This window comes from Streptomyces sp. NPDC047061 (assembly GCF_040643955.1).
In the GTDB taxonomy this organism is placed as follows: Bacteria; Actinomycetota; Actinomycetes; order Streptomycetales; family Streptomycetaceae; genus Streptomyces.
In genome coordinates this window covers 1-25,871 of record NZ_JBEYVI010000023.1, presented here as the reverse complement: position 1 = coordinate 25,871, position 25,871 = coordinate 1, and the positions used below count along the sequence as shown (strand labels likewise).

Below are 25,871 nucleotides of genomic sequence, written 5' to 3'. Positions count from 1 at the left end.
CCGACGGGCGCGCCGCCCGTACGAGCGACGGAGGCGACTCGACGGCCGCACCGCCCTCACCAGGTCACGGGCAGCTCGCTGACCCCGCCGGTGAGGGTGGTGCGGACCTCCAGTTCGTCGACGTCCTTGGCGAGCCGCAGACCGGGCAGGCGCTCGGCCAGGGCGGCGAAGACGATGCGCAGCTCCGTGCGGGCCAGGCTCGCCCCGATGCAGAAGTGCGGGCCGTGGCCGAATCCGAGATGGTTGCGTTCCGGACGGTCGGGGTCGAACGTCTCGGCATCGGTGTAGACGGCCGCGTCGCGGTTGGCCGAGTTGACGGAGAGGATCACGGCGTCGCCGCTGCGGACGGTGACCCCGGCGACGTCGACGTCGGTGTGTGCGTAGCGCAGCAGGCCCAGGTCGCCGGGCGCGCCCAGGCGCATGATCTCCTCGACGGTGGCGTTGACCCGGCCGGCGGGGTCGGCGGTCAGCGCCCGCCACTGGTCGGGCCGGGTGAGCAGGAAGAGCGTGCCGAGGCCGATGCGGTTGACGGTGGTCTCGTGCCCGGCGAACAGCAGCCCGACGCAGAGCCTGATCATCTCGCCGTAGTCGAAGTCCGCGTCGGCGCTCTGCGCACGGACCAGGTCGGAGATGACGTCCTCGCCGGGCCGGGCGCGCTTGGCCTCGGCGAGCGTGGTCATGTAGTCGTTGAACTCGGCCCGCGCCCGCTCGGCCTCGTCCCCGATGGCGTAGTCGGCCATGCGCCCCGACAGCCCGGCGAAGTACTCGCGGTCGCTCTCGGGCGCGCCGAGCAGCCGGCAGATGACGGCGACCGGCACCGGGAAGGCCAGCCCGGCATGCAGGTCGACGACCCCGTCGGGGGCGGCGGCGCGCTCGGCGGTCAGCCGGTCGATACAGCCGTCCACCAGGTGCCGGACATGGTCGGAGAGCATCACCATGCGCCGGGCGGAGAAGGCCGGGGTGAGCAGCCGGCGCATCCGGGTGTGGTCGGCCTCCTCGGTGGCGTAGGTGCCCGAGGGGCCCTCCTGCACCGCGGCGGTCGTGATGCGGGACGCCCGCTCCGGGTCGGGATGGGAGCGGCCGAGCCGCTTGTCGCCGAGGAGGTCGCGGACCTCCTCGAAACGGGTGACCAGCCAGGCCGGATCCCCGGCAGGGGTGGTGACCGGCGTGATCGGCGCCTCCCGGCGCAGCACCTCGTAGAGAGGCGCGAGATCGAGCACGTTCGGCCGTGCGAAGGGCAGTCGGGAACGCTCGGCGGCACCGTTCATGGTCCTCCTCCTGGACCTCGGAACGCGATCTTCCGGCATTTCGACCGTAACACTTTATTGTCAGTCACTGCCAATAATGTTTCCGGCCAGTCGCCCCGCGGCCCCGGCGTGATTGGATCGCCCGATGGAGGACGTGACGGTGGACAGTGGCCCGATGGCGCCCCGCCGGGGACGGCCCCCGGTGAGCGAGCGCCAACGGCGGCACCGGCGCCTGGACATCTCCCGCCACGCGGTCCGGCTCTTCGCCGAGCAGGGCGTGGCCGCCACCTCCGGCGAGCAGATAGCGCGGGCGGCCGGCGTCTCGGAGCGCACGCTGTGGCGCTGGTTCCCGAGCAAGGAGAGCTGCGTGGAGCCGCTGCTCGCGCAGTCGGTCGCGGCCTTCCAGGAGGTCCTGCGCGCCTGGCCGCCGGAGGCCGACCTGACGGAGCATCTGCGCGCCGCCTACCGGGCCGCCCCCGACGCGTCCGCCGACGGCGACGCCGAGGCCGTCCTCACCGTGATCCGGCTGACCTACGGCGAGCCCGCGCTGCGCGCCGTCTACCTGGTGCTCCGCGAGCGTGCGGAGCAGACGTTCGCCGAGGTGCTCGCCGGACGTGCGGGAGCCTCCGCCGACCTGCTCGACGTCCGTATGCGGGCCGCGACCATGAGCGCCGTGCTCAAGGTGGCGACCGACGACCTCGCCCGGACGGTGGCCGAGCAGGGCATCACCCCCGAGGCGCTGCGCCGGCACCGCGAACAGCTCGCCGACGCGCTGCGCCACGTCACCCGGGGGCTGTAGGGCCGCGCGGGGCCGTTGCCGAGCGGGCGTGACTTCCGCAAGAAAACCAGGCGTTGATCCCGGCGTGGGTCACTCTTTGAACTTCGCGCGCGGAAAGTCCTGTTGGCCTCGTTGACATGCCGCAAGCGCAGGCGTTTCACTCAACACTCGTGTATGGCAACGTTGTCAGGCCGTGCGAGCGCGACCCGATCCGTTGCCTGTCGCCTGGCTTTCCGGCGCTTCCCGACGCGCCGACACCTGATGTGCGAAGCACGAACTGCTGCGGAGGCAACCGATGGTGAGACCCCGACGTTCAGCCGCACCACCCCCCACCAGAGCAGGATTCCGCGGGCGCCTTGCCGTGGTCTGCGTCCTGGGCATGGCAGCCCTGCCGCTCTCGACGGTCGGCACCGCCCATGCCGCGAGCACCGCGAGTCCGGCCCTCGTGACCGACCCCGCGTCCCTCGTCAACCCCCTCATCGGCACCTCCGGTGCGGTGGACACCTTCCCCGGCCCCGACATGCCAGCCGGCATGGTGCAGTGGGGTCCCGACACGACGCCGAACCGTCCTGACGGCGGCGGCTACGAGTACGCCGACAACAAGCTCTCCGGCTTCAGCCTCACCCACGTCTCGGGGCCGGGCTGCCCGGTCGCGGGCGACCTGCCCGTGCTGCCGGTGACCGGCGCCCTGTCGGGCGACCTCGGCAGTACGTCGGTCGGTTTCAGCCACGCCGACGAGAAGGCCGGCATCGGGTCCTACAAGGTCACCGACGCCAACGGGGTCACGACCGAGCTGACCGACACCACCCGCGCCGGGCTCGGCACCTTCGCTTTCCCGGCCGGACAGCAGGCGAACCTGCTGTTCAAGCTCAGCGGGGGCGCCACCCAGGTGGACGGGACCCGCGTCCAGGTGGTGAACAGCAAGGAGATCAGCGGCGCGATCGACAGCGGCCACTTCTGCGGCGCGAGCAACCGGTACACGCTGCACTTCGACATCAAGTTCGACCGCCCGTTCGCCGCGAGCGGTACGTGGGTCGGCAGCACCATCACCCCCGACGCCAAGTCGCTGAAGGCGGGCAAGGTCGAGCAGGCCCCGCAGAAGTCCACGTCGAAGCCGCTGAAGGAGAAGCACTTCACCGTCCCCGCGAAGCCGGCCCCGACGATCCACGGGAGCACCACCAAGGCCTCGGCCAAGACTTCCGGCACCGCCTCCCTGACCCCGAGCGCCAACGCCGCCTCCCGGTTGTCCAAGGCCGCCCAGGCCGCCCAGCCGCCCACGACCGGTGCGAACGGCATGTACCTCACCTTCGACACCTCCACGGACACCACGGTGACGGCGAAGGTCGGCATCTCGTACACGAGCGACGCCAACGCGGCGGACAACCTCGGCAAGGAGATCAAGAACTGGAACCTCGCCGCCGTGGCGAAGGCAAACCACGACGCCTGGAACGCGGTGCTGAAGAAGATCCAGGTGGGCGGCGGAACCGCTGACCAGCAGACGCAGTTCTACACCGCGCTCTACCACGCCCTGCTGCACCCGAACGTCTTCTCCGACGCCAACGGCCAGTACATGGGCATGGACAACCAGATCCACACCCTGGCCAAGGGCCAGAAGGCCCAGTACGCCAACTACTCGGGCTGGGACACCTACCGCTCCCAGACCCAGCTGATGGCGCTGGTCGAGCCCAAGGTCGCCAGTGACGTCGTCACCTCGATGCTCAACGGCTACGACCAGACCGGTCTGCTGCCCAAGTGGGCCTCGAACAACGGCGAGAGCTACGTGATGGTCGGCGACCCGGCCGCCGGCATCATCACCGACGCGTACGCCTTCGGCGCCACGGACTTCGACACGGCCAAGGCCCTCGCCGCCCTCCAGCACGAGGCGACCGTCCCGAACAACGACCGCCCCGGCGAGCCCGTTCGGGACGCCAAGGGATACCTCCCGCTGGACGAGAACGACTACAACTGCTGCAACTTCTACGGCCCGGTCTCCACCCAACTGGAGTACGACTCCGCCGACTACGCCCTCGCCGCCTTCGCGAAGTCGCTCGGCAGGACGGACGTCTACACGAAGTTCGCCACCCGCGCCCAGGACTGGATGAACGTCTTCAACCCGCAGACCGGCTACCTCCAGGCGAAGAACAAGGACGGCCAGTTCGCGACCGGTTTCACCCCCGGCACCTCCAACGGCTTCGTGGAGGGCACCTCCGCCCAGTACACCCCCATGGTCCCGTTCAACCTGAAGGAACTCATCCAGGCCCGCGGCGGCGCCAAGGCGTACTCGTCCTACCTGGACAGCCTCCTCGACGACATCACCAGCCCCGGCAGCACCGACGCCGACCTGAGCAACGAGCCCAGCGTGGAGATCCCCTGGGAGTACGACTACACGGGCCAGCCGTGGAAGACCCAGGCGGCCGTCCGCGACGCCCAGCAGAACCTGTACTTCAACGCTCCCGTCGGCTCCTTCGGCAACGACGACCTGGGCGCCATGAGCTCCTGGTACGTCTGGTCCGAGCTCGGCATGTACCCGGAGACCCCGGGTACCGACACCCTGGTGCTCGGCAGCCCGGCGTTCCCGGCGGCCCAGGTGACCCTCGGGAACGGCAGGACGGTGAAGATCAACGCGCCGCAGGCCGCGCCCGACGCGCCGTACGTGCAGTCGCTGAACGTCAAGGGCAAGGCGTGGAACGCCTCCTGGCTGACGTTCCAGCAGTTCAAGGGTGCGGGCACGCTCGACTACACGCTCGGCACCCAGCCGAACACCTCCTGGGCGTCCGACCCGTCGGCGGTGCCGCCGTCGGACACCACGGGCGGCGGCCGGGTGCTGGCGGCCACCGGCCCCGCCAACGGCCTGGTCCTCCAGCCGGGCACCGGCGGTGACGGCACCCTCGACGTGACCAACCTCGGCAGCGCGGCCGTCACGGTCGACTGGACGGCGACGGCGCCCTCCGGCGTCACGCTCGACACCGCGTCCGGCTCGCTGACGGTACCCGCCTCGGGCAGCGCCGAGGCGAAGGTCCACGTCACGGCGGGCGCGAGCGAGGGGACGTACCCGGTCAACTTCGCCCTGACCGACCACGGCAGCGGTACGGCACTGTCCGGGGCGGCCCTGCGGGTGGCCGTCGCCAAGCCCGGCGCGCTGTGGCCGTACGCCACCAACGAGGGCATCTACCCCGACGGCGCCACCTACTCGGGCGGCTTCGACGGCGGCGGCTGGGCCTACTCGCAGAACGCGCTCTCGGCGGCCGGCGTCACCAGCGGCTCCACGCTCACCGTCGACGGCATCTCCTACACCTGGCCGACGGTGACCTCCGGTCAGCTCGACAACCTGGAGATGGCCGGCCAGACCCTCCCGATGCCGGCCGGCACCTCGGGGTCGTCGCTGGGCCTGCTGGGCGCGGCGGTCAACGCGCCGACCGACGGCAGCGGGGTCTCCGGCACGCTGACCGTCACCTACACCGACGGCACCACCTCGCAGGCGACGGTCGGCTTCTCGGACTGGACGCTCAACGGCGGACCGAGCAAGCCGCTGCCCGGTGACACGACGGCCGTCACCACCGCCTACCGGAACACCGGGAGCGGGGGCCGGGACGGCGTGAAGACCTATGTCTTCGCCACGAAGGTCCCGCTGGATCCGTCCAGGCAGGTGGCGTCGGTGACGCTGCCGGTGACCGGCTCCTCGGGCACCGACCACCTGTTCGCCTACGGCTTCGGCCAGTAGACGGCACGGCAGTACGGCAGTACGTACGAGGGGACCGGTTCCCCGGGCACCCGCCCGGGGAACCGGCCCCCTCGTCGATGTCGCCTGCGCTCAGCTCGGCTCAGCTCAGCGTGAAGTCGTCCGCGTTCACGTTGGACTGGCCGTACCAGCCGTGGGCGTAGACGGTGACCGTTCCGCTGCCGCCGGTGGTGAAGCTGACCGTGAGCTGGTTCCAGCTGCTGCTGTTGGACCAGGTGCTCGCGCTGGCGCCGCCGCTGACCCCGACGTAGGCGTACGGACCCTGAACCCAGGCGGTGAGGGTGTAGGTGTGGTTGGCGGACAGGGTGACCGTCTGGTCGCATTCGCCGGTGCTGCTGGAACTCGGCGTGACCTGCAGGCTGTGGCTGCCGCTGTGGACCGGGGCGGCGACCACCGAGCTGCCGCCGGTGCAGGTCCAGGGGCTCAGACTGCCGGTCTCGAAGCCCGCGTTGGTGAGCGAGCCCCCGCCTCCTCCGCCGCTGCCGGAGGAGGTGACCGTGAGCGAGTAGGTCGCGGTGTGGCTGCCGGTGGCGGCGGAGCCGGTGACGGTGATCGGGTAGGTGCCGGCGGCCACGGACGAGCCGACCGTCGCCGTCAGCGTCGAACTGCCGCCGGACGTCACGGATGTGGGGCTGAAGGAGACGTTGACCCCGGAGGGCGCCCCGGAGGCGGACAGGCTGACCGACTCGGCGCTGCCGGAGGTGACGGCCGTGGCGACGGTCGCGGTCGCCGAACCGCCCTGGGCGACCGAGGCGGAACCCGGCGACAGCGACAGGGAGAAGTCGGTGGTGGTGCCTCCGCCGCCGCTGCCCGAGCCCTCATAGGGCACGAACGCGTCGGTGAACGCGAGCTGGTTCTGGCTGATCTCACTGCACGTGGACAGCGAGTTGGCGCTTCCGCTGCACGGCTGGTCCCGGTTGGCCGACCAGAACGACAGCCGCCCGACACTGTTCTGCGCGGCGAAGCTCTCCACCGTCTGGGCGTCCGCCGGCGTGAAGGTGGACCCGTCGTCGTTCTTGCCGATCATCGGGGTGATGCCGAGATTGGCGTAGGTGTAGGAGGAGTCGACGGACTGCATCTGCGCCAGCGTCGCTCTGGCCGCGGAGACCGCCGCCTGGCCCATCTCGGTGCCGGTGCCCGCGTAGTAGTCCATGGCCATGACGTTGACCACGTCGATCTTGATGCCCGCGGTCTTGGCGGCCTTGATGATGTTGACGCCGTCGCCGGTCAGCCCGCTGGTCAGGACCGGCAGGGTCATGGAGAACCGCAGGTTCGGGTTGGACGCCTTGAGGTCCTTCATCGCCTGCATCTGGCGGGCCGCGGCGGCGGTGTCCGCGATGGCGGCGCCCTCGACGTCGAAGTCGAGCTGGGTGACGCCGTAGTCGTTGATGATGGCCTGGTACCCGGCGTCGATGCTGCTCTGGGTGGAGCAGGTCCAGGCGAGCGGCTCACCGCTCGCCCCGCCGGAGGAGATGATGACGGAGGCGCCCTCGGACTTCGCCCTGGCGATCTCGGGGTCGGTGTAGGAGTCGTTGCCGATGGGGAGCGTGTCGCCCCAGATCTGGGTGCAGCCCTCGCCGAGTACGAAGGCCGCCGTGTAGGCCTTGAGCCCGTGTCCGGTGATGGCCGTGTCGAGCAGTCCTTCCTGACCGTTCGACATGTCGACGTAGGGAGCGACGGAGTAGACGCTGCTCCCCGCGGCGCTGCCGGCGGGGGCCAGCGCGACGGTGACGCCGGTGACCGCGAGTGCGAGGGCACCGGCGGAGGCCGCGAATCTTGCCAGGCGCATGACAGAAACCCCTTTCGGGGGGCCCGTGGGAGGGTGGAGAGGGGAGGGGGTCGTGAAGGCTTTGGTATATACCAAACAACCGGTCAGACTCTCCGTCAAGAGGACTAGACCAAGTGTTTACATGGGGCGGAACGGCCAACTCCACGGGGATGGATGGCCGTTACCGGCCATCCGTGGGTCCTGTTGCCGCCGTGTGATCCTGATCCCCGGCTGCGGCCGCTTCGGCTGCCTGGGGCGGCCCGCGGAGGTGAACGCGGAACTCGTCGGCCGTCTTGTGGGACCCGGGTGGGACGGGGCGCCGGGGGCCCGTTACTTTCCGACCAGTCGGTCGGTCGCTCAGGCGGAGGGCTCGGTCACGGTGGCCTCGCGCCGGCGGACGGTGGCCAGGGCCGCCCACACCATGGCCGCCAGCGGGATGACCCCGGAGATGATCACCTGTCCCTGGCTGGAGACCACGCTGTTGGGGGTGCCCAGCAGATAGCCGATGCCGATGCAGCTACGGGACAGCGCCTGGAAGCAGGCCCAGGCGCTGCCGTGCACCTCCGCCGGCACACGCGCGTGCACCGCGTTGCGCAGGCCTACGTTGCAGACGCCGTTGCCGAAGCCCGCGATCAGGAACAGCGGGAAGATGACCGCGGCCACCGGGATCAGACCGGTGAGGAGCAGGCCCAGCGCGATGCCCATCACGCCGCCGACGATCAGCAGGGTGTGCCGGTCCGCCCAGCGCGCGCGGCCCGCGAGCAGTGCGCCCGGGACGGACCCCAGGGCCCAGGTCGCCAGGAAGAGACCGAACACCGTGTCGTCGCCGTTGACGACGTCCCGCAGGTAGTAGACGCCCGCGACGCTCTCGATGCTGGTGGCCACCATCGCCGCCGCCAGCGCCGGCATCAGCGTGCCCACCACCGGCGCGTCCCGCAGCGCCCGGTAGCCGTCCGCGAGCCTGGTGGCGGGGCGGCGGCCGATGGCCACGTCCAGGGTGTTCGGCACCGCCAGCACGGTGCAGCCCGCGAGGACGAGGAAGGAGACGGCGTCCACCGCGAGGAGCGCGGGAGTGCCCCACTGGGAGTTCAGGAATCCGGCGAGGGGAGGGCCGACGAGTCCCGCGACGGACAGCCCCGCCGTCAGCAGGCTGTTCGCCCGGCCCGTGTGCTCCTCGCCGGCCACGGCGGGCAGCATCTTGAACCCGGCGGCCACCGAGGCCACTCCGGCCAGGGCCGACAGCGCGACCAGGGCCACCCGTGCATGGAACCCGCCGACCGCGGTGGCCGCGCCCAGGGACAGGGCCTGCGCGAGGAGCGCCCACAGGCAGACCGCGCGCGCACTGAACCGGTCCACCACGGTGCCGATCAGTGGTGCCGCGAGCACCGTGGGGATGAGCTCGGCGAGCATCACCTCGGTCACCCCGAAGCGGATGTCCCGGTCCGCCGCGTGCAGCACCAGGCCCAGGGAGGCAAGGGTGTCACCGAGACGGGAGAAGATCGTTCCCGCGATGAGCACCTGCGCGGCGACCGGCATCGAGGTACCCGGGCGCAGCGCGCCGAATGGCGCTCTCCGCGGCTTTTCCGTGTCCAATCGATTCCAATCCGTCCGCTTACCGGGCCCATTCACCCTGCTCGCGCATCAGATTAGGCCTGCTCGTACTGCGGTAGAGCGTTCACCGGCCACCGGGACGGACCGCTTCCCGGTCATTGCGCGCCCCACCGGAACCCGAGGCGGGATCCCAATTTCTCAGCCAAGAACAGTGCTTCACCGAATGTCCACACATGTTCCACACCAACTCCCGCCGCGCCGGCGCCGGAAGGCCCACTCCCGGTGCCACCCGGGATGACGTGCATCCGGGGCGTTCCGGACGTCCTTTCCGGACTCGGCGGCCCCGGTGCGGTGGATCGGCGCCCCGATGTCCCCGTGGGAACCGTAAAGCGTGTTTTCCGGCCAATCGCTGCAGTTGCGGCGGTCTCTGCCGGTGAACAAGTCCACTCCGGTCCGTCGATCCGGAAAGCGCCTTCTCGATGCACGGCGTTATCGATGCCGGCCAGATGAATGTCCGGAAAATGCCGGGACAACGGGCCGCCTCATTCCCCGAGCGGTGGAGAAAAGGGAACGAACCGGAATCCCTGCCCGGCCCACGGGCCGCCCCGCCCGTCGCGACCCCTGCCGAAGTGCCGGGAGTGCCGGGAGTGCCCGAAGTGCCGGAACGAAGTGGCCGGTCGAAAACCGCGTGCCGCGCCCCGCAGCGCCTGCCTACACTCACCCGGTATCACGCACCGTAGCCGCGGAACGCGGCCCGGGTGCTTTGCCATGACGAGTTCGGACGAATGAGGGGAGAGGGCCATGCGGGATCGCACCGCTGTCGTCTCTCCCCGTTCCCGCTACGAGGTGATCCTCGTGTCCCCGTCCCTCCGGTGCCCGCCGCGCGGCCGGCCCCGGACTCCGTGACGCGCGACCGGATCAATCAACTACCGGCATATGCCCACGCATTGACGTGCCGTCAGTCGTGACCGGTGAACTTCGCCGCACGGGAAATTGCGCCGTCCCTTCCCGGAGCCGTTCCGGGAATCCGTCATTCGAAAGGCATCGGGCCATGCGCGCCGAACTCCACCCGAACTCCGTCAACCCTCTTGCCGTCGTTCGCAACCTGGGCATCCTGGCCCACGTCGACGCCGGAAAGACCACCGTCACCGAACGCATCCTCTTCGCCGCCGGCACCATCCACAAACGCGGCGAGGTCCACGACGGCACCACCGTCACCGATTTCGACCCCCAGGAACGCGACCGCGGCATCACCATCTTCGCCGCGGCCGTCAGCTGTGCCTGGAACGGTCACCGCGTCAACCTCATCGACACCCCCGGCCATGTCGACTTCGCCGACGAGGTCGAACGCTCCCTGCGCGTCCTCGACGGCGCGATCGCCGTCTTCGACGCGGTCGCCGGCGTCGAGCCGCAGAGCGAGTCGGTGTGGCGGCAGGCCGACCGGCACGGCGTCCCCAGGATCGCCTTCGTCAACAAGCTGGACCGCGCGGGCGCCGACCTCGACCGGGCCGTCGAGTCGATCCGCGGCCGTCTGCACCCGGCCCCGCTCGTCGTCCACCTGCCCATCGGCTCGGAGGACGGCTTCACCGGCGTCGTCGACCTCGTGCGCATGCGCGCGCTGGTCTGGGCGGACGACGGCGGTACGGCGCTGGAGGGGCCCGTCCCGCAGGAGCTGGGGGAGACGGCGGACCGGCGCCGGCGTGCGCTGGAGGAGACGGTGGCCGCGCTGCACCCGGCCGCGCTGGAGGAGTTCTGCGCGCCGCCCGGCCGGCTGTCCGACGCGACCCTGGCCGGGGCCCTGCGCGACCTCACCCTGACCGGCGAGGGCGTCGTCGTCCTGTGCGGCTCCGCCTACCGCAACCGGGGCATGGAACCGCTCCTCGACGCGGCCGTGGCGTACCTGCCCTCGCCGCTCGACGTCCCCGCCGTGCGCGGTACCCACCGGGGCGCCGAGCAGCGGCGGGCCGCCGACCCCGAGGGCCCGTTCGCCGCGCTGGCCTTCAAGGTGACCGCGACCGCCACCGGACGCCTCACCCACGTCCGGATCTACTCGGGCACGATCGAGAAGGGAGACACCGTGTGGGACCCGGTGACGCGCCGCACCGAACGCGTGGCGCGCATCCTCCGCGTCATGGCCGACCGGCACCAGCCGCTGGACCGGGCGGTCGCCGGTGACATCGTCGCCGTCGTCGGGCTGAAGTCGGCCCGCCCCGGCGCCACGCTGTGCGCTCCGGACGCCCCGCTGCTCCTGGAGCCGCCGGTCGTCGCGGAACCGGTGGTCTCGGTCGCCGTCGAGGCCCGCCGCCGTACCGACACCGACCGGCTGGCGCAGGCGCTGGCCAGGCTGGCCGAGGAGGATCCCTCGCTGGTGGTACGGACCGACGCGGAGACCGGGCAGACCGTGCTGTCCGGAATGGGCGAACTGCACCTGGAGGTCGCGGTGGAGAGGATCCGGCGGGACGGCGGCCCCGAGGTCACGGTGGGCCGGCCGCGGGTCGCCCTCAGGGAGACCGTGGCCCACGGGGTGACCGGCTTCGTCCACCGGCACGTCCACCAGACCGGCGGGGCGGGGCAGTTCGCGCACGTGGTCCTGGACGTCGAACCCCTGGGGCAGGAAAGCGGGCTCGAAGGCGGGCGCGAGGACGCGGACGGGCGCGGGGACGGGCGTGAGCGAGGGCGCGAGGGCGGCTTCGAGTTCCGTTCGACGGTCGTCGGCGGCCGGGTGCCGCAGGAGTACGTGCGCGCGGTCGAGGCCGGCTGCCGGGACGCCCTCGCCGAGGGTCCGCTCGGCGGGCATCCGGTCACGGGGCTGCGGGTCACCCTGACCGACGGCTCGACGCATGTGAAGGACTCCTCCGACACGGCGTTCCGTACCGCGGGCCGGCTCGGCCTCCGGGAGGCTCTGCGGGCCTGCGCGATGACGCTCCTGGAGCCGGTCGCCGAGGTCACGGTCACCGTGCCCGAGGACGCGGTGGGCGGCGTGCTCGGCGACCTGGCCGCCCGGCGCGGCCGGGTCACCGGCTCGGCGGCCCGGGGCGGCGCGGCGGTGCTCACCGCCACCGTGCCGCTGGCCGAACTGTTCGGCTACGCGACGCGGCTGCGCGGCCGCACCCAGGGCCGGGGCACCTTCACCGCCCGCCCGGCCGGCCACGCGCCGGCCCCGGCCGCGACCCCGGTCGCGGCGCCCGCCCGGTGACACGGGGCGGGGGCCGGGGACGACCTCCCCGGCCCCCGCCGTCGTACCCCGGCACCGCGCGACACCTCCCGCCGACCGCAATCGGCCGTCGAAACACAACCGTTGTGGAACGGCGTCCGGCCCCTCTCCGCGCAGGCCACCCCGCTCCGGCCCAGGTCACACCGCCGGGCGCGGCCCTACCATCGGCCCGGAACCAGCTGTTCCCGGGCCCGCCTGCACGGATACCCGTGCCGGATCCCTTGACGAGCTACTGTTCGGGGGATTAACTCACGTCCTAAATTAAGCCATGAGGGGCTTTGGAAGCCGAACGTCGGTCCAGGCGTCCGCACACGCGGGCGCCGGCCTTCGCGAAGCCCTCTCGGGGTTCTCGACTCCCGGAAAGGCACAGCTGGAGCCATGCGCAGCATCCGAGCCGCGGCCGTAGGCGCCGTCACCATGTCTCTCGCCCTCGCGGCCACGGCCTGCGGTGGCGGTTCGTCCACCGGGGGCGGGTCCAACGACTCCCCGAAGACGCTCACCTACTGGGCCTCCAACCAGGGTGCCAGCATCGAGATCGACAAGAAGACGCTCCAGCCGGAGCTCGACAAGTTCCAGAAGCAGACCGGCATCAAGGTCAAGCTGGAGGTCGTGCCCTGGTCGGACCTTCTCAACCGCATCCTGACCGCGACCACGTCCGGCCAGGGCCCCGACGTGCTGAACATCGGCAACACCTGGAGCGCCTCGCTGCAGGCCACCGGCGCGCTGCTGCCCTGGGACGCCAAGAACTTCGGCAAGATCGGCGGCAAGGACCGGTTCGTCGACTCCGCACTCGGCTCCACGGGCGCCGTCGGCAAGGACCCGGCGGCCGTACCGCTGTACTCGATGGCGTACGCGCTCTACTACAACAAGAAGATCTTCGCCGACGCCGGCATCTCCCAGCCCCCGGTCACCTGGGACGAGCTGATCGCGGACGGCAAGAAGATATCGGCCAAGGGCAAGTCGGTGCTGGGCGCCGAGGGCGGCAACGTCTCGGAGAACATCCACCATGTCTTCGTCTTCGCCAAGCAGCACGGCGCCGACTTCTTCACCTCCGACGGCAAGCCGGACTTCACCAACGACAACATCGTCGCCGCGGTCAAGCAGTACGTCGACCTGATGGCCAAGGACAAGGTCATCCCGACCGGCGACGCCGAGTACGCGCAGAACCAGTCGGTCAGCGACTTCGCCAAGGGCAAGCAGGCCATGCTGCTGTGGCAGTCGGCGTCCGCCAACCTCAAGTCGCAGGGCATGAGCGACAGCGACTACGGCATCGCCCCGGTGCCCGTGCAGTCCGGCACCCCCGGCACCGGCACCCAGGTCAACTCGATGGTCGCCGGCATCAACCTGGCGGTCTTCAAGAACACCAAGAACCTGGACGGCGCCACCAAGTTCGTGAAGTTCATGACCAGCGACGACGAGCAGAAGATCCTCAACACCGCCTACAGCTCCATCCCGCCGGTCAAGACCGCACAGGAGGACGCGGCCTTCAACACCCCGGCCAACTCCGTCCTGAAGAACACCCTCGCCACCAGCGCCGCGGCACTGCCCCAGGTGGCCTCGGAGTCCCAGTTCGAGACGACCGTCGGCACGGCCGTGAAGAACCTCTTCGCCGCCGTGGCCGCCGGAAAGGCCGTCACCACCGACTCCGTGAAGGCCGAGCTGGAGAAGGCCCAGCAGCAGATGCCGGCGGCCTGAGGACCATGACGACCACCACCACCGCCGTACAAGAGCCGGTGCGTGCGAACTCCCCCGGGGCGGCGGGCGGCTCGGGCCGCCGCCCCGGGCGGATCCGCCGGATCGGACTGCCGTACCTGCTGCTCCTGCCCGCCCTGCTGCTCGAACTCCTCGTCCACCTCATCCCGATGGTCATCGGCGTCGTGATGAGCTTCAAGGAACTCACCCAGTTCTACATCCGGGACTGGACCACCGCTCCCTGGTCCGGGTTCGACAACTACAAGATGTCCGTCGACTTCGACGCCCCGGTCGGCAAGGCCCTGCTGCACTCCTTCTTCGTCACCGTCAGCTTCACCCTGCTCTCGGTCGGCCTGTGCTGGCTGATCGGCACCGCGGCCGCGGTCTTCATGCAGGACACGTTCCGCGGCCGGGGCCTGCTGCGCGCCCTGTTCCTGGTGCCGTACGCGCTGCCGGTCTACGCGGCCGTCATCACCTGGGTGTTCATGTTCCAGCACGACAACGGCCTGGTGAACCACGTCCTGCACGACCAGCTGCACCTCACCGACAAGCCGTCCTTCTGGCTGATCGGCGACAACAGCTTCTACGCCCTGCTGACCGTGTCGGTGTGGAAGGGCTGGCCGTTCGCCTTCCTGATCGTGATGGCCGGACTCCAGAACATCCCGCGGGAGCTGTACGAGGCGGCCGCCCTGGACGGCGCGGGCATGTGGCAACAGCTCCGCCGCATCACGCTGCCGTCCCTGCGCCCGGTCAACCAGGTGCTGATCCTGGTCCTGTTCCTGTGGACGTTCAACGACTTCAACACGCCGTACGTGCTGTTCGGCAAGTCCGCCCCGGAAGCCGCCGACCTCATCTCGGTCCACATCTACCAGGCCTCCTTCGTCACCTGGAACTTCGGCAGCGGCTCGGCCATGTCCGTGCTCCTGCTGCTGTTCCTGCTCGTGGTGACCGGCGTGTACCTGGTGTTCACCTCACGCGGACGGAGGACCGCCGATGTCTAGCCCCAGTTCGCCGATGGCCCCGCCGCGGTCCTTCCTCTGGTCCCGCCGGATCTTCCTCACGCTGCTCACCGGGTTCGTGCTGATCCCCGTGTACGTGATGATCTCCAGCTCGCTCAAGCCCCTCGCGGACGTCACCGGCAAGTTCCGCTGGCTGCCGAGCGGGCTGACCATCCGCCCGTACATCGACATCTGGTCGACGGTCCCGCTCGCCAAGTACTTCGTGAACTCGCTGATCGTGTCGGTCGCGGCGACCGTCTGCTCGGTCGTCGTCGCGGTGTTCGCCGCCTACGCGGTCAGCCGCTACGAGTTCCGCGGCAAGCGCGTCTTCACGGTCACCGTGCTGTCCACGCAGATGTTCCCGGGCATCCTCTTCCTGCTCCCGCTGTTCCTCCTGTACGTCAACATCGGCAACGCCACCGGCATCGCCCTGTTCGGCTCCCGTGGCGGCCTGATCCTCACCTACCTGACCTTCTCGCTGCCGTTCTCGATCTGGATGCTGATCGGGTACTTCGACTCGGTGCCGCGGGACCTGGACGAGGCGGCGCTGGTGGACGGCTGCGGGCCGCTCGGCGCGCTGCTGCGGATCGTCGTACCGGCCGCGATCCCCGGCATCGTCGCGGTCGCCGTCTACGCCTTCATGACCGCCTGGGGCGAGGTCCTCTTCGCCTCCGTCATGACCAACGACACCACCCGCACGCTGGCCGTCGGCCTCCAGGGCTACTCGACCCTCAACGACGTGTACTGGAACCAGATCATGGCCGCCTCGCTCGTGGTGAGCGTCCCCGTCGTGGCCGGCTTCCTGCTCCTCCAGCGCTACCTCGTCGCCGGGCTGACCGCCGGCGCCGTCAAGTGAACCCACCTCGCAACGAGGACAGTTCCGAAGGGAATTTCGTGACCATCGACCTCGCCGCCCTCCCGCACGACTTCCTGTGGGGCACGGCAACCGCGGCGTACCAGATCGAGGGAGCCGTCGCCGAGGACGGCCGTGCACCCTCCATCTGGGACACCTTCTCGCACACCCCGGGGAAGATCGCAGGCGACGACAACGGCGACGTCGCGTGCGACCACTACCACCGCTGGCGCGAGGACATCGGCCTGATGCGCCGACTGGGCGCGAACGCCTACCGCTTGTCGGTCGCCTGGCCACGCGTGATGCCCGGTGGCGACGGCCCGGTCAACGCCAAGGGCCTCGACTTCTACGACGAGTTGATCGACGCCCTGCTGGCGGCCGGCATCACCCCCTCGGTCACCCTCTACCACTGGGACCTGCCGCAGGCCCTCCAGGACCGGGGCGGCTGGCCGGAGCGGGCGACCGCCGAGCACTTCGCCGGGTACGCCTCCGTCGTCGCCGAACGCCTCGGCGACCGGGTCAAGCACTGGACCACCCTCAACGAGCCCTCCTGCTCCGCCTGGATCGGCCACCTGGAGGGCAAGATGGCCCCCGGCTGGACCGATCTGACGGCCGCCGTCCGGGCCTCCTACCACCTGCTCCTCGGCCACGGCCTGGCCGCCCAGGCGATCCGTGCCGCCGCGCCCGGCGCCGAGGTCGGCATCGTCAACAACCTCTCCACCGTCTTCGCCGCCTCCGACCGTCCCGAGGACGCGGCCGCCGTCCGCCGCCACGACGGACACGTCAACCGCTGGTGGCTGGACCCGGTGCACGGCCGCGGCTTCCCGGCCGACATGGTCGAGACGTACGGCGTCGAACTCCCCGAACGGCCGGGCGACCTGGCGACCATCGCCGCCCCGCTCGACTGGCTGGGCCTCAACTACTACTTCCCGGCCTACATCGAGAACGACCCGAACGGCCCCGCGCCCTACGCCCGTTCGATCTACCGCCCCGGCGTCCCGCGCACCGGCATGGACTGGGAGATCGACGCGAGCGGCATCGAGACGCTGCTGCTGCGCCTCACCGAGGAGTACGGCGCCCGCAAGATCTACGTCACCGAGAACGGCTCCGCCTACCCGGACGTGGTCCGCCCCGACGGCACCGTCGACGACCCCGAGCGCCAGGAGTACCTGGTCGCCCACCTCGCGGCCTGCGCCTCGGCGGCCCGCAAGGGCGCCCCGCTGGCCGGCTACTTCGCCTGGTCGCTGCTGGACAACTTCGAGTGGGCGTACGGCTACGACAAGCGCTTCGGCCTGGTCCACGTCGACTACCGCACCCAGGTCCGCACGATCAAGGGCAGCGGCCACCGGTACGCGGACATCATCCGCGACCACCGGGGACAGGCCCGCCGGGCGGCCTGACACACACCGCGGTGGGCGCGGACCAGGGGAGTTCCGCGCCCACCGCACACAACACGACCGTCATGTGTCATCGCCACACGTACGAGCACCAGGCACGGAGCTTGATCTGTCATGCCCACAACACAACATGCCCACACCACAAACCGAACGGAACGCCAACGCTCGAACGGACCACTGACGCTCAGGAGACCCGCATGCCATCCCCGTTCCGCATCCCCCGTACCGTCCTGGCCGCCCTCGCGGCAGCCGCCCTGCTGACCTCCGGCACGATCCTCGCCGCCCCGGCATCCTCGGCCGCCACCGCCGTGACCTGGGACACCGACCGCGCGAACACCGCCTACGCCGCGAACCCCGCCGCCGTCACCGCCTCCGGCTACGAGAACGCCGGCACCACCCCCGGCCTGGCCTTCGACGCCAACGGCGCGACCCGCTGGTCCAGCAACTTCGCCGACGACGCCTGGATCCGGATCGACCTCGGCACCACGATCCGCATCGACAGCGTGCAACTCGACTGGGAGGCCGCGTACGGCAAGAAGTACGTCCTGGAGGCCTCGAAGAACGGCACGGACTGGACGCCCTTCTACACCGAGACCGCGGGCACCGGCGGCTCGGTCACCGCGCACACCTACCCGCAGGAGGTCACCGGCCGATACGTCCGCATGCGCGGCATCCAGCGGGCCAATCCCTACGGCTACTCGCTCTGGAACTTCAAGGTCTACGGCGGCGAACCCGCCCCCGCGTCCTCGACCGTCACCAACCTGGCCCTGAACCACCCGGCGTACTCCGACTACTACCAGCACGCGGGCAATTCACCGGCGTTCGCCACCGACGGCGGCTGGCCGGCGGACCTCAAGGGCGACTACACCCGCTGGTCGAGCGACTGGAACGCCGACCGCTGGATCTCGGTCGACCTCGGCGCCACCTCCACGATCTCCTCCGTGGACCTCTACTGGGAGTCGGCGTACGCGGTCGACTACCTCCTCCAGGTCTCCGACGACAACGTCAACTGGCGCACGGTGTACGAGCCTTCGGCCGCCGACATCGCCGCCCGCCGCGCGAACGTCGTGTCCCCCTCGGACGCCTCCGGCCTGCACGACACGGTCACCCTCGCCTCCCCGACGACCGGCCGTTACGTCCGCATGCTCGGCAAGGAGCGCCGCAGCTTCTACAACCCGGCGCCCTACACCGCGCAGTTCGGCTACTCCCTCTACGAGTTCCAGGTCTGGGGCACCGGCGGCAGCGTCTCGGCGGCCTACCCCGCCCTCCCCGGCGACCAGTCCGGCACCTATCAGACCACGTTCTTCGACGACTTCACCGGCTCCTCGCTCGACCGCTCCAAGTGGCGGGTCGTGCGCACAGGCACCGAGATGGGCTCGGTCAACGGCGAGGCACAGGCGTACGTCGACTCGTCGGACAACATCCAGACGCAGAACGGCGAGCTGATCCTCAAGGCGAAGTACTGCAAGGGCTGCACCCAGGCGGGCGGCGGCACCTACGACTTCACCTCGGGCCGCATCGACACCGACACCCACTTCGACTTCACGTACGGCCGCGTGAGCGCCCGCATGAAACTCCCCGTGGGCGACGGCTTCTGGCCCGCCTTCTGGCTGCTCGGCAGCAACGTCGACGACCCGTCGGTCTCCTGGCCGGCCTCCGGCGAGACCGACATCATGGAGAACATCGGCTACCCGACCTGGACGAGCACCTCCCTCCACGGACCGGGCTACTCGGCCGACGGCAACATCGGCGCCCGCCAGACCTTCCCGAACGGCGGCACGATCGACCAGTGGCACACCTACGCGGTGGAGTGGACGCCGACGGCGATGCGCTTCTACGTCGACGACACCCTGGTCCAGGAGACGACCCGCAACGTCCTGGAGTCGACCCGCGGCCAGTGGGTCTACGACCACAACCAGTACGTCATCCTCAACCTCGCCCTCGGCGGCGCCTACCCGGCCGGCTGGAACCAGGTCACCACCCCCTACTGGGGCCTCCCGCAGTCCAGCGTGGACAGGATCGCGGCCGGGGGAGTGCAGGCGGAGGTGGACTGGGTGCGGGTGGAGCAGAAGAAGTAGCACGACCCAGGTGCGCCGGGACCTCGGGCGGGAGCAGACCCGCCCGAGACCCGGCCGGATCACTGCTCGAAATGCTGAGCGCGCATGTTCCTGACGTATTGCCGCAGAGCGTCGGCGCTGTGGAAGACGCGGTAGTCGCTCGCCTCCAACGCCCCTTGCTCCTTCGCCGTCGGGTCCAGAGCAAGGACCACGGGAGCGCCCACCTCCTCCTGAAGCCCCTGCGGCCAGTAGGCGGCCGCCACCGTGATCGCGGCGCCGGTGCGCGGGTCGATGACCTCACTGTCCAGCTCCGGGGCGGCGAACCCGGCCTTCTCCACCTCGGTCAGCAGCAACGGGAGGCCGGGGACGTCGTCCACCGCCGGCCCGGCCACGGCCACGGTGGTGGGGGGCAGACCGGTTCGAGTGGCCGCCATGAGGTCCACGGGCGAGGGTCCGTCGTGCAGGGTGTCCAGGAAGTCGTTCGCCGCGTAGGACAGCAGTTCGCGACGGGCCGCGAGGAAGTCCAGGTAGTTCTCGACGCGCCAGAGCCTCGGATCCACGGGGATCCACTGCGACTCCAGAGCGCCCGGCACCCGTTGCGTGATCTCCGCCAGGTAGTCCGCCGGGTTCCTGGCGCCGACCCGCAGGTTGGTGTCCTGGGTGAGGAAGCAGAAGTTCGCGACCGCGTTGATCTCGGCGTGGTTGTACCCGTACTCGCGCAGGCGCGCCTTGGGGAAGATGTGGTGCACCTGGAGCGAACTCAGCCGCCCCAGCATGCCGTCCCGCAGCGGTACCCCGCTGCCCAGGTCCTGCGCCCTGTGGACTCGCGTGAGCATGTAGAGCAGCGGATAGAAGCGCGATCCCATCCCGGCACCCACGAAATCGTCGGGCCTGACTTCCAGCCGGCCACCGCGGCTGCGGCGCAGAAGGTCGGTCAACTGGTCGACGCCACCGTCCTCGAGTGCCTGGAGGTCCTGGTTGAGCGCGGTCTCCGTGGCGCCCGTGTGCCGGCCCCACAGAAAGCTGTGCACGTACCAGTGGAAGAGCCGGTCCCGCGTCATCGCGTCCGGGAAGCGGCCGCCGTGGTCGTGCAGCAGCCGGCTCATCACCGGGAACGCGCCCCGGCCGCTGAGTACCTTGCCGTGGTCCAGGCCCAGCCGGCCACCCAGGGCGTTCAGCAGATGGGCGACGGAGTCGATGGTCTCCGTCAGACCCTTCTGGAACGTGGGCACATCGACATCGGCGAGCTTCGAGAACTGTGCCTCGCCGGTCAGTACGGCGTTGACGTTGCGCAGGAGCCAGTCCAGCTTGAAGTCGAAGCCCGCGTCGGACCAGGTCGACAGCGCCGCGTTCATCGTGGGCCGGGCCTCCGGCCAGGAGGCGCAGATCGCCGCCAGCGCCAGATCGCCCTTGGAGAGCTTGGTGCCGCCCGAGTTCACCTTGTTGAAGATCTCGACGACGACGTCGATGGTCTTGTCCTGACCGGTGACCTCGTCGATGTGGATGTCGCGTTCCTTGATCTGGGTGATCCGGTTGAGCCGCTCGATGTAGGGGCCGTACAGCCGGCCGTCCCCCTGGGTGAGTTCGGTGACCTGCTGGAAATGGCCTGCCAGCCCTTGCTGAAGCAGCGAGGAGACGTCGACCCAGACCGGGTTGTCCTTCATCTTCGCCGGCGCGTAGAACTCGAACGCCTCCGTGTCCAGGTTGAAGTGAAGACCGGCCAGGGTCGCCGGATTGCCCTCGAAGAAACGGGGCGGACGGCCGTGGGTCACCCCGTAGAGCGTCGTCACACGCTGCTGGCCGTCCAGAAGGAGGTGGATCGCGCCGTCCCGGGCCGCGCCGTCGCCTCTGGTCTGCGTGGTCTCGGCCTTGGTGCTCCAGGTGAGGAAGCCGCCGATCGGATAACCCCGGTACAACGACTGGAAGAACTCGCGTACTTGGTCACGCGTCCACACGTATCCGCGCTGGAATTCCGGCAGGGCGATGTCGCCGGAGTCCACCTTGTCGAGAATCTGGGAAATACGCACTGTCTTCCTGCTCTCCGGCCCGGCGGCGTCCCCCCACCAGGATCCATGCGATCTTCACACGTTATCAGCCGGTCTGTGTGGGGGGCACCGGAATGGGACGGCGGGCGAGGACGCGGTTCGGTCTCCGCGCCGGAGCCCTCACAGCAGGCCACGGCCCTCGCACGGGAAAACCCCAGCCGTTAGTGAACGGGGCGTCCGTGCCTCGCGTATCCCCCGACCGTGGGAGGATCGCTCACCATGAATGCGTCACCGGCGGTACGGAGCCTGCGTGCCGCGGTGTTCGCCGCGGTGTGCGTGCTCCTGGCTGCCGCCGGCCACGGTCTCGCCATGGGCGACATGCCGCCGCTGTGGGCCGACGCGGCCGGGTTCGCCGCCGTGTTCGCCCTGGGCCGCGCCCTCGCGGGACGTGAGCGTGGGCTGCCGGAGATCGGCGTCGGCATGCTCCTCACCCAGGCCGGCCTGCACTTCGGCTTCGACGCGGCCCGCGCGGTCGGTCCGGCTCCGGCGTCCACCATGAACATGGCCCCCATGCGCATGCACGGTCATGCCATGGCCGGCATGGCGGGTGTGGCCGGTGCCGCGCAGCAGCACCCGCAGGTCCACGTCCTGACCGCACACGCCACCGTCGCCCATGTCGTCGCCGCGCTCGTCGCCTCCTGGTGGCTGCGGCGCGGCGAGGCCGCGCTGTGGTCGCTGCTGAGGCGGACCGCCGCGCTCGTCCCCGGTCTGGCCGCCTGGTGGCGGGATGCCCCACTGCCCGCCCGGGCCGCCGGCCCCCGCCTGGCCCCGGCCGGCCCGATACGGCCCCGCCCGCTGCTCGCGCTGCGGCACGCCGTGAGCCGACGCGGCCCCCCGAACCCGATCCCGTACACGGTCTAACACCAGTAAGACTCTCTAACAGACATCACTCGTACGGAGATCGACTCACTCATGCCTGCTGTCTCTGCGACCCGTCACACCCTGCGCCGCGCCGCCACCGTCACCGCGCTCACCGCCGCGTCCGTCCTCGTCGCCGCCGGCGTCGCCTCGGCGCACGTCACCGTCCACCCCGAGAGCTATGCCAAGGGCGCCACCGACGGCGTGCTGACCTTCCGGGTGCCCAACGAGGAGGACACCGCCTCCACCACCAAGGTCCAGGTCTACCTGCCCACCGACCACCCGGTCCTGGGCGTCCTCGTCACCCCGCAGGACGGCTGGACCGCCAAGGTGACCACCACCAAGCTCAAGACGCCCGTGAAGACCGACGACGGCACCATCACCGAGGCCGTCTCCGAGGTCACCTGGACCGGCGGCAAGATCGGCGCCGGCCAGTACCAGGACTTCGACGTCGCCTTCGGGCAGCTGCCCGAGGACACCGACCAGCTGACCTTCAAGACCCTCCAGACCTACTCCGACGGCAAGGTCGTCCGCTGGATCGAGGAGGCGCAGAGCGGCGACGACGAGCCGGAGAACCCGGCGCCGACGCTCAAGCTGACGGCGGCGGGCGACGAGGACACCGCTTCGGCCGCGCCGGCCGCGAAGAGCAGCGCCAAGGCGACGACCGCGGCCGCCGACTCCAGCGACTCGACCGCCCGCGGCCTCGGCATCGCGGGCCTGATCGTCGGCGCCCTGGGCCTGGCGGCGGCCGCGTTCGCCGTCGTACGGACGCGGGGCGCACGGTCGTAGGCCAACGTAGGCAAGCCGGGCAGGAGCCCGGGCCGGTCTCCCGGGCTCTGTCGGCACATCCGTCCTGCGCATGAGGTGATGCGTCATATGCTACGTATATGCCATTTTGTGCTAGCCAGAGCTTCCCTTTGAGTCCTTGACCGATAGGGCTCGGAGAGGTGAAAGGAGCGCATCGTGATAGCCAAGCTGCTTCGCAAGTTGTCCTTCACCCGTCACTACGGTGCGTACGGGGCCCACGACTGGGCGGCGTACTGCGACGACTCGGTGTGATCGCACCGCCGGCGGGCGTCCCATGGGCGCCCGCCAGAGGTCAGGGACGGTCTCATGGGCCGAGGGAACGAGCCGCCGCGGTTGCCCGAAGGCAGCTTCGCGGCCTGGAGCTGCGACCGGCTGGCGCTGGCGCGCCGTGGCGCCGAAGAGTGCGGGGACGTCTGGCAGCTGGAGCCGGGGGTCTATGTGGCCGCCGCGGCCGGGCCGTGCGAAGCGGTCCTGCGTCGCGCGCGGGACTTCCCCAAGGAGTCCTCGCCTCTCTTCCCGCCGTTGAGCCGGTCGGGCGGAGCACCGACACCCGAGGAGCGCGAGGAGCGTGCGTACGCTCACGCGGCCCGCATGCGGGGACTGCGTGCGCAGGCGGTAGCGGCCCGGATCGGTGAGATCGCGTCCCGGACCGCTCGTTTTGCCGACCAGTGGCCCACGGGCCGGGACGTCGAGATCCTGCCTCAGGTCCGGCACGCCCTGGCAGAGATCGGCGTCAGCTATCTGTTCTCCGAAGACGCTCCTGCCCTGCTGCCCCATGCCGCGCAGCTCTTCCTGGCCCGGGAGGTACTCGTACAGCCCTCGCGCTGGGTGTGGCCGCGTTGGGTGCCCACCCCGGCACGGCGGTTCCGCACCCGGCAGCAGATCGCCTTCACCGACGCCCTGCGGCCCGTCGTCCGCAGCCGTCGTGCATCGGGACGGCTCGGTGACGACGTGCTGGGACAGATGCTCCGGCCCTCCCCCCGCCACGGCCTGCTGCCGGAGGAGGCCATCCTCGACACGCTCCCCGGAATCACCGTCGCCACCTTCGAGACCCCTTCCCGGGCAGCCGGGTGGATCCTGCTGCACCTGGCCAGGTACCCCCAGGCGGCGAGCCGCGTCGCCGCCGAAGCCGCCGCGCTGCCCGCGGACCCGGCCGCGACGACCAGCACCCACCTGGGCGGCCTGCCGTACACGCAGGCTCTGGTGAGTGAGGTGCTCCGGCTGTACCCGCCCAGCTGGCTGCTGGCCCGGCGCGCCCCGCGAGAGACCCGGCTGGCCGACTACACCGTCGACGCCGGGACCACCGTTCTCGTCTGCCCTTACACCGCCCACCGCGACGCGCGGGAACATCCCGAGCCGGACCGGTTCCGGCCCGAGCGCTGGCTCTCCGATGCGGGCCCGCCGACGAAACCCGGGGCCTTCCTCTCCTTCGGTACCGGGCCGCACGGCTGCGAGGGCACCGCGCTGGCCATGGCGATGCTGACGCTCCTGACCGCACAGACCGCCCGCCGCCACGAGTTGAGCGAGCCGCCCGGACCGGAACCCAGCTACCACGTCACCACCCTTGAGGGCCTCGCGACTGCCGGCCTGCGCCTGCGGGCCACCTCGCGCGGCTGAGGGCAACCCGGCCCTCCGGCCCGCTTCCCGCCCCGCGTGGACGGTCGGCTCACGGCCGGCTCGGTCGGCTCATGGCCGGCTCTTCGTGTGCCGCTGGTCGAACTCCTCGGCGAGCATGCCCATCAGGACGAGGTCGTGGTGCCGGCCGGCGAAGAAGACGTGTTTCCGCAAGCGCCCCTCCTCGGTGAAGCCGAGCCGACGGAAGAGTGCCAGCGACGCCTCGTTGTCGGCGAGGACCGCCGCCAGGCATTTGTGATAGCGCCGCTCCGCGAACATGAAGCGCAGCAGCAGCACCACGGCTTCCGACGCGTAGCCCTGGCGCCGGTGGTCGGCGCCGATCGTGACATCAAGCTCGAACCAGCCTGAACGGGGGCCGGTGCGATGTGAGCCGACGGCGCCGACCAGCTCTCCGGTGGCCGTCGCCTCGACCGCCAGCCGGAAGCGGTCGTCGTCGCACTCGGCGACGGCCTGCTCCTTCGCCCAGGCACGGTAGCTTTCGGCGGACCGCGGCAGATCCAGCCTGCTCCCGCGCCGCCCGTCGTCGTCTGCCAGGCGCATGAACGCCGTCCAGTCGCCGGGCTCGACAGCGCGCAGGCGTACCCGTTCACCGGTCCAGGACGATGCCATGCCCCATTTGATCACGCTGCCGTGCGCACGAGGCCGGGAGGCGCACCGCAGTCGACTCGCCGGTATCGGTGGCGCTGTCTACGCTGACCCTCTGACGGTATGAGCGCCGCTCACGCGACCGGAATCCAACGGCCGGGGACACGTCCCTGGTCGGACGCGGTTCGCCGCAGCCCCCTGCCGCGCACCGGAGTGGCGCGGCCTTGAGGGCCCTCAGCTCCCAGCTTCCTGTGGAGGTCGGGGTGACCAGAGCCGACAGCCTCCGTGCGTTCCGGCGCGACGGCCGCATTGTGGTCGTCGGGGTGTCGCTGGCGGGACTGCGGGCCGCGGAGTCCCTGCGCGACGAGGGGTTCACCGGATCGCTGACGATGATCGGCGACGAGCCGTACGAGCCCTACGACCGTCCGCCCCTGTCCAAGCAGGTGCTGACCGGGTGGGTGCCGGCGGGGAGCACCACTTTGCCGCGCCGTCGTGCCATCGAAGCGGAGTGGCTGCTGGGCGTGCCCGCCGACGGGCTGGATCTCGCGACGCACCATGTGCGGCTCGCCGACGGACGCGAGGTCCCCTTCGACCGGGTGCTGATCTCCACCGGGGTGCGGGCCCGCCCGTGGTTCGTGCCGAGCGAG

17 protein-coding genes are annotated in these 25,871 nt (G+C 70.6%); 12 read left to right on the top strand and 5 right to left on the bottom strand.

Annotated elements, in window-relative coordinates; all coding sequences use genetic code 11:
• Window positions 1-56: 56 nt before the first annotated feature.
• The gene (locus ABZ887_RS28870; RefSeq protein WP_361295127.1) at window positions 57-1,268 is read right to left on the bottom strand and encodes a cytochrome P450; all 1,212 of its coding nucleotides are present in this window, start codon (window positions 1,266-1,268) and stop codon (window positions 57-59) included.
• A 181-nt stretch (window positions 1,269-1,449) separates the two neighbouring features.
• On the opposite strand from ABZ887_RS28870, the gene ABZ887_RS28865 reads away from it, so the two are divergent.
• Together ABZ887_RS28865 and ABZ887_RS28860 are read left to right on the top strand one after the other, a co-directional pair.
• A complete protein-coding gene (locus ABZ887_RS28865; RefSeq protein ID WP_361295124.1) occupies window positions 1,450-2,046 on the top strand; it encodes a helix-turn-helix domain-containing protein in 597 nt (198 codons plus the stop codon).
• A 358-nt stretch (window positions 2,047-2,404) separates the two neighbouring features.
• Window positions 2,405-5,746 carry a lectin gene (locus tag ABZ887_RS28860; protein WP_361295121.1) on the top strand — a complete coding sequence of 1,114 codons (3,342 nt, stop codon included), beginning with the start codon at window positions 2,405-2,407 and terminating at the stop codon, window positions 5,744-5,746.
• Between the two features lie 100 nt (window positions 5,747-5,846).
• Here ABZ887_RS28860 and ABZ887_RS28855 read toward each other — a convergent pair whose 3' ends face one another.
• Both ABZ887_RS28855 and ABZ887_RS28850 read right to left on the bottom strand, forming a co-directional pair.
• Window positions 5,847-7,553, bottom strand: a complete 1,707-nt coding sequence (locus ABZ887_RS28855; protein ID WP_361295118.1) for a carbohydrate binding domain-containing protein — start codon at window positions 7,551-7,553, stop codon at window positions 5,847-5,849.
• 336 nt (window positions 7,554-7,889) lie between these two features.
• Window positions 7,890-9,068 carry an MFS transporter gene (locus tag ABZ887_RS28850; RefSeq protein WP_361295115.1) on the bottom strand — a complete coding sequence of 393 codons (1,179 nt, stop codon included), beginning with the start codon at window positions 9,066-9,068 and terminating at the stop codon, window positions 7,890-7,892.
• A 1,066-nt stretch (window positions 9,069-10,134) separates the two neighbouring features.
• Between ABZ887_RS28850 and fusA the strand changes: the two genes are divergently transcribed.
• The 6 genes from fusA to ABZ887_RS28820 all read left to right on the top strand — a co-directional run bounded on the left by fusA (window position 10,135) and on the right by ABZ887_RS28820 (window position 19,315).
• On the top strand, window positions 10,135-12,279 hold the full coding sequence (gene fusA, locus ABZ887_RS28845; protein ID WP_361295112.1) for an elongation factor G: 2,145 nt from the start codon (window positions 10,135-10,137) through the stop codon (window positions 12,277-12,279).
• A 396-nt stretch (window positions 12,280-12,675) separates the two neighbouring features.
• Window positions 12,676-13,992, top strand: coding sequence for an extracellular solute-binding protein (locus tag ABZ887_RS28840; protein ID WP_361295109.1), 1,317 nt, complete (start codon window positions 12,676-12,678; stop codon window positions 13,990-13,992).
• 5 nt (window positions 13,993-13,997) lie between these two features.
• Window positions 13,998-14,990 (top strand): sugar ABC transporter permease, encoded by a 993-nt coding sequence (locus ABZ887_RS28835; protein WP_361295106.1) that lies wholly within the window; start codon window positions 13,998-14,000, stop codon window positions 14,988-14,990.
• The gene (locus ABZ887_RS28830; RefSeq protein ID WP_089103974.1) at window positions 14,983-15,843 is read left to right on the top strand and encodes a carbohydrate ABC transporter permease; all 861 of its coding nucleotides are present in this window, start codon (window positions 14,983-14,985) and stop codon (window positions 15,841-15,843) included. Before ABZ887_RS28835 ends, ABZ887_RS28830 begins: the two co-directional genes overlap by 8 nt.
• 38 nt (window positions 15,844-15,881) lie before the next feature.
• On the top strand, window positions 15,882-17,240 hold the full coding sequence (locus ABZ887_RS28825) for a GH1 family beta-glucosidase (RefSeq protein WP_361295103.1): 1,359 nt from the start codon (window positions 15,882-15,884) through the stop codon (window positions 17,238-17,240).
• A 194-nt stretch (window positions 17,241-17,434) separates the two neighbouring features.
• Window positions 17,435-19,315, top strand: a complete 1,881-nt coding sequence (locus ABZ887_RS28820) for a discoidin domain-containing protein (protein ID WP_361295100.1) — start codon at window positions 17,435-17,437, stop codon at window positions 19,313-19,315.
• A gap of 59 nt (window positions 19,316-19,374) precedes the next feature.
• Here ABZ887_RS28820 and ABZ887_RS28815 read toward each other — a convergent pair whose 3' ends face one another.
• On the bottom strand, window positions 19,375-21,321 hold the full coding sequence (locus ABZ887_RS28815) for a DUF262 domain-containing protein (protein ID WP_361295097.1): 1,947 nt from the start codon (window positions 21,319-21,321) through the stop codon (window positions 19,375-19,377).
• Between the two features lie 237 nt (window positions 21,322-21,558).
• Here ABZ887_RS28815 and ABZ887_RS28810 point away from each other — a divergent pair, with 237 nt between their 5' ends.
• The 3 genes from ABZ887_RS28810 to ABZ887_RS28800 all read left to right on the top strand — a co-directional run bounded on the left by ABZ887_RS28810 (window position 21,559) and on the right by ABZ887_RS28800 (window position 24,621).
• Window positions 21,559-22,200, top strand: coding sequence for a hypothetical protein (locus tag ABZ887_RS28810; RefSeq protein ID WP_361295095.1), 642 nt, complete (start codon window positions 21,559-21,561; stop codon window positions 22,198-22,200).
• A gap of 51 nt (window positions 22,201-22,251) precedes the next feature.
• The gene (locus ABZ887_RS28805; RefSeq protein ID WP_361295092.1) at window positions 22,252-22,986 is read left to right on the top strand and encodes a YcnI family protein; all 735 of its coding nucleotides are present in this window, start codon (window positions 22,252-22,254) and stop codon (window positions 22,984-22,986) included.
• Window positions 22,987-23,310: 324 nt separating this feature from the next.
• Window positions 23,311-24,621 carry a cytochrome P450 gene (locus ABZ887_RS28800; RefSeq protein WP_361295089.1) on the top strand — a complete coding sequence of 437 codons (1,311 nt, stop codon included), beginning with the start codon at window positions 23,311-23,313 and terminating at the stop codon, window positions 24,619-24,621.
• A gap of 69 nt (window positions 24,622-24,690) precedes the next feature.
• Here ABZ887_RS28800 and ABZ887_RS28795 read toward each other — a convergent pair whose 3' ends face one another.
• Window positions 24,691-25,248: a GNAT family protein gene (locus tag ABZ887_RS28795; RefSeq protein ID WP_361295086.1), complete on the bottom strand. Its 558-nt coding sequence runs from the start codon at window positions 25,246-25,248 to the stop codon at window positions 24,691-24,693.
• 239 nt (window positions 25,249-25,487) lie between these two features.
• On the opposite strand from ABZ887_RS28795, the gene ABZ887_RS28790 reads away from it, so the two are divergent.
• The coding region (locus ABZ887_RS28790) for an FAD-dependent oxidoreductase (protein ID WP_361295083.1) at window positions 25,488-25,871 on the top strand (384 nt) is incomplete at its 3' end.

Bases quoted from the DNA above. Each gene is read 5' to 3' on its own strand.
- ABZ887_RS28855 (WP_361295118.1), bottom strand. From the start codon at position 7,553: ATGCGCCTGGCAAGATTCGCGGCCTCCGCCGGTGCCCTCGCACTCGCG.
- ABZ887_RS28805 (WP_361295092.1), top strand. From the start codon at position 22,252: ATGCCTGCTGTCTCTGCGACCCGTCACACCCTGCGCCGCGCCGCCACC.
- ABZ887_RS28820 (WP_361295100.1), top strand. From the start codon at position 17,435: ATGCCATCCCCGTTCCGCATCCCCCGTACCGTCCTGGCCGCCCTCGCG.
- fusA (WP_361295112.1), top strand. From the start codon at position 10,135: ATGCGCGCCGAACTCCACCCGAACTCCGTCAACCCTCTTGCCGTCGTT.
- ABZ887_RS28795 (WP_361295086.1), bottom strand. From the start codon at position 25,248: ATGGCATCGTCCTGGACCGGTGAACGGGTACGCCTGCGCGCTGTCGAG.
- ABZ887_RS28860 (WP_361295121.1), top strand. From the start codon at position 2,405: ATGGCAGCCCTGCCGCTCTCGACGGTCGGCACCGCCCATGCCGCGAGC.
- ABZ887_RS28830 (WP_089103974.1), top strand. From the start codon at position 14,983: ATGTCTAGCCCCAGTTCGCCGATGGCCCCGCCGCGGTCCTTCCTCTGG.
- ABZ887_RS28870 (WP_361295127.1), bottom strand. From the start codon at position 1,268: ATGAACGGTGCCGCCGAGCGTTCCCGACTGCCCTTCGCACGGCCGAAC.
- ABZ887_RS28840 (WP_361295109.1), top strand. From the start codon at position 12,676: ATGCGCAGCATCCGAGCCGCGGCCGTAGGCGCCGTCACCATGTCTCTC.
- ABZ887_RS28835 (WP_361295106.1), top strand. From the start codon at position 13,998: ATGACGACCACCACCACCGCCGTACAAGAGCCGGTGCGTGCGAACTCC.
- ABZ887_RS28810 (WP_361295095.1), top strand. From the start codon at position 21,559: ATGAATGCGTCACCGGCGGTACGGAGCCTGCGTGCCGCGGTGTTCGCC.
- ABZ887_RS28800 (WP_361295089.1), top strand. From the start codon at position 23,311: ATGGGCCGAGGGAACGAGCCGCCGCGGTTGCCCGAAGGCAGCTTCGCG.
- ABZ887_RS28850 (WP_361295115.1), bottom strand. From the start codon at position 9,068: ATGCCGGTCGCCGCGCAGGTGCTCATCGCGGGAACGATCTTCTCCCGT.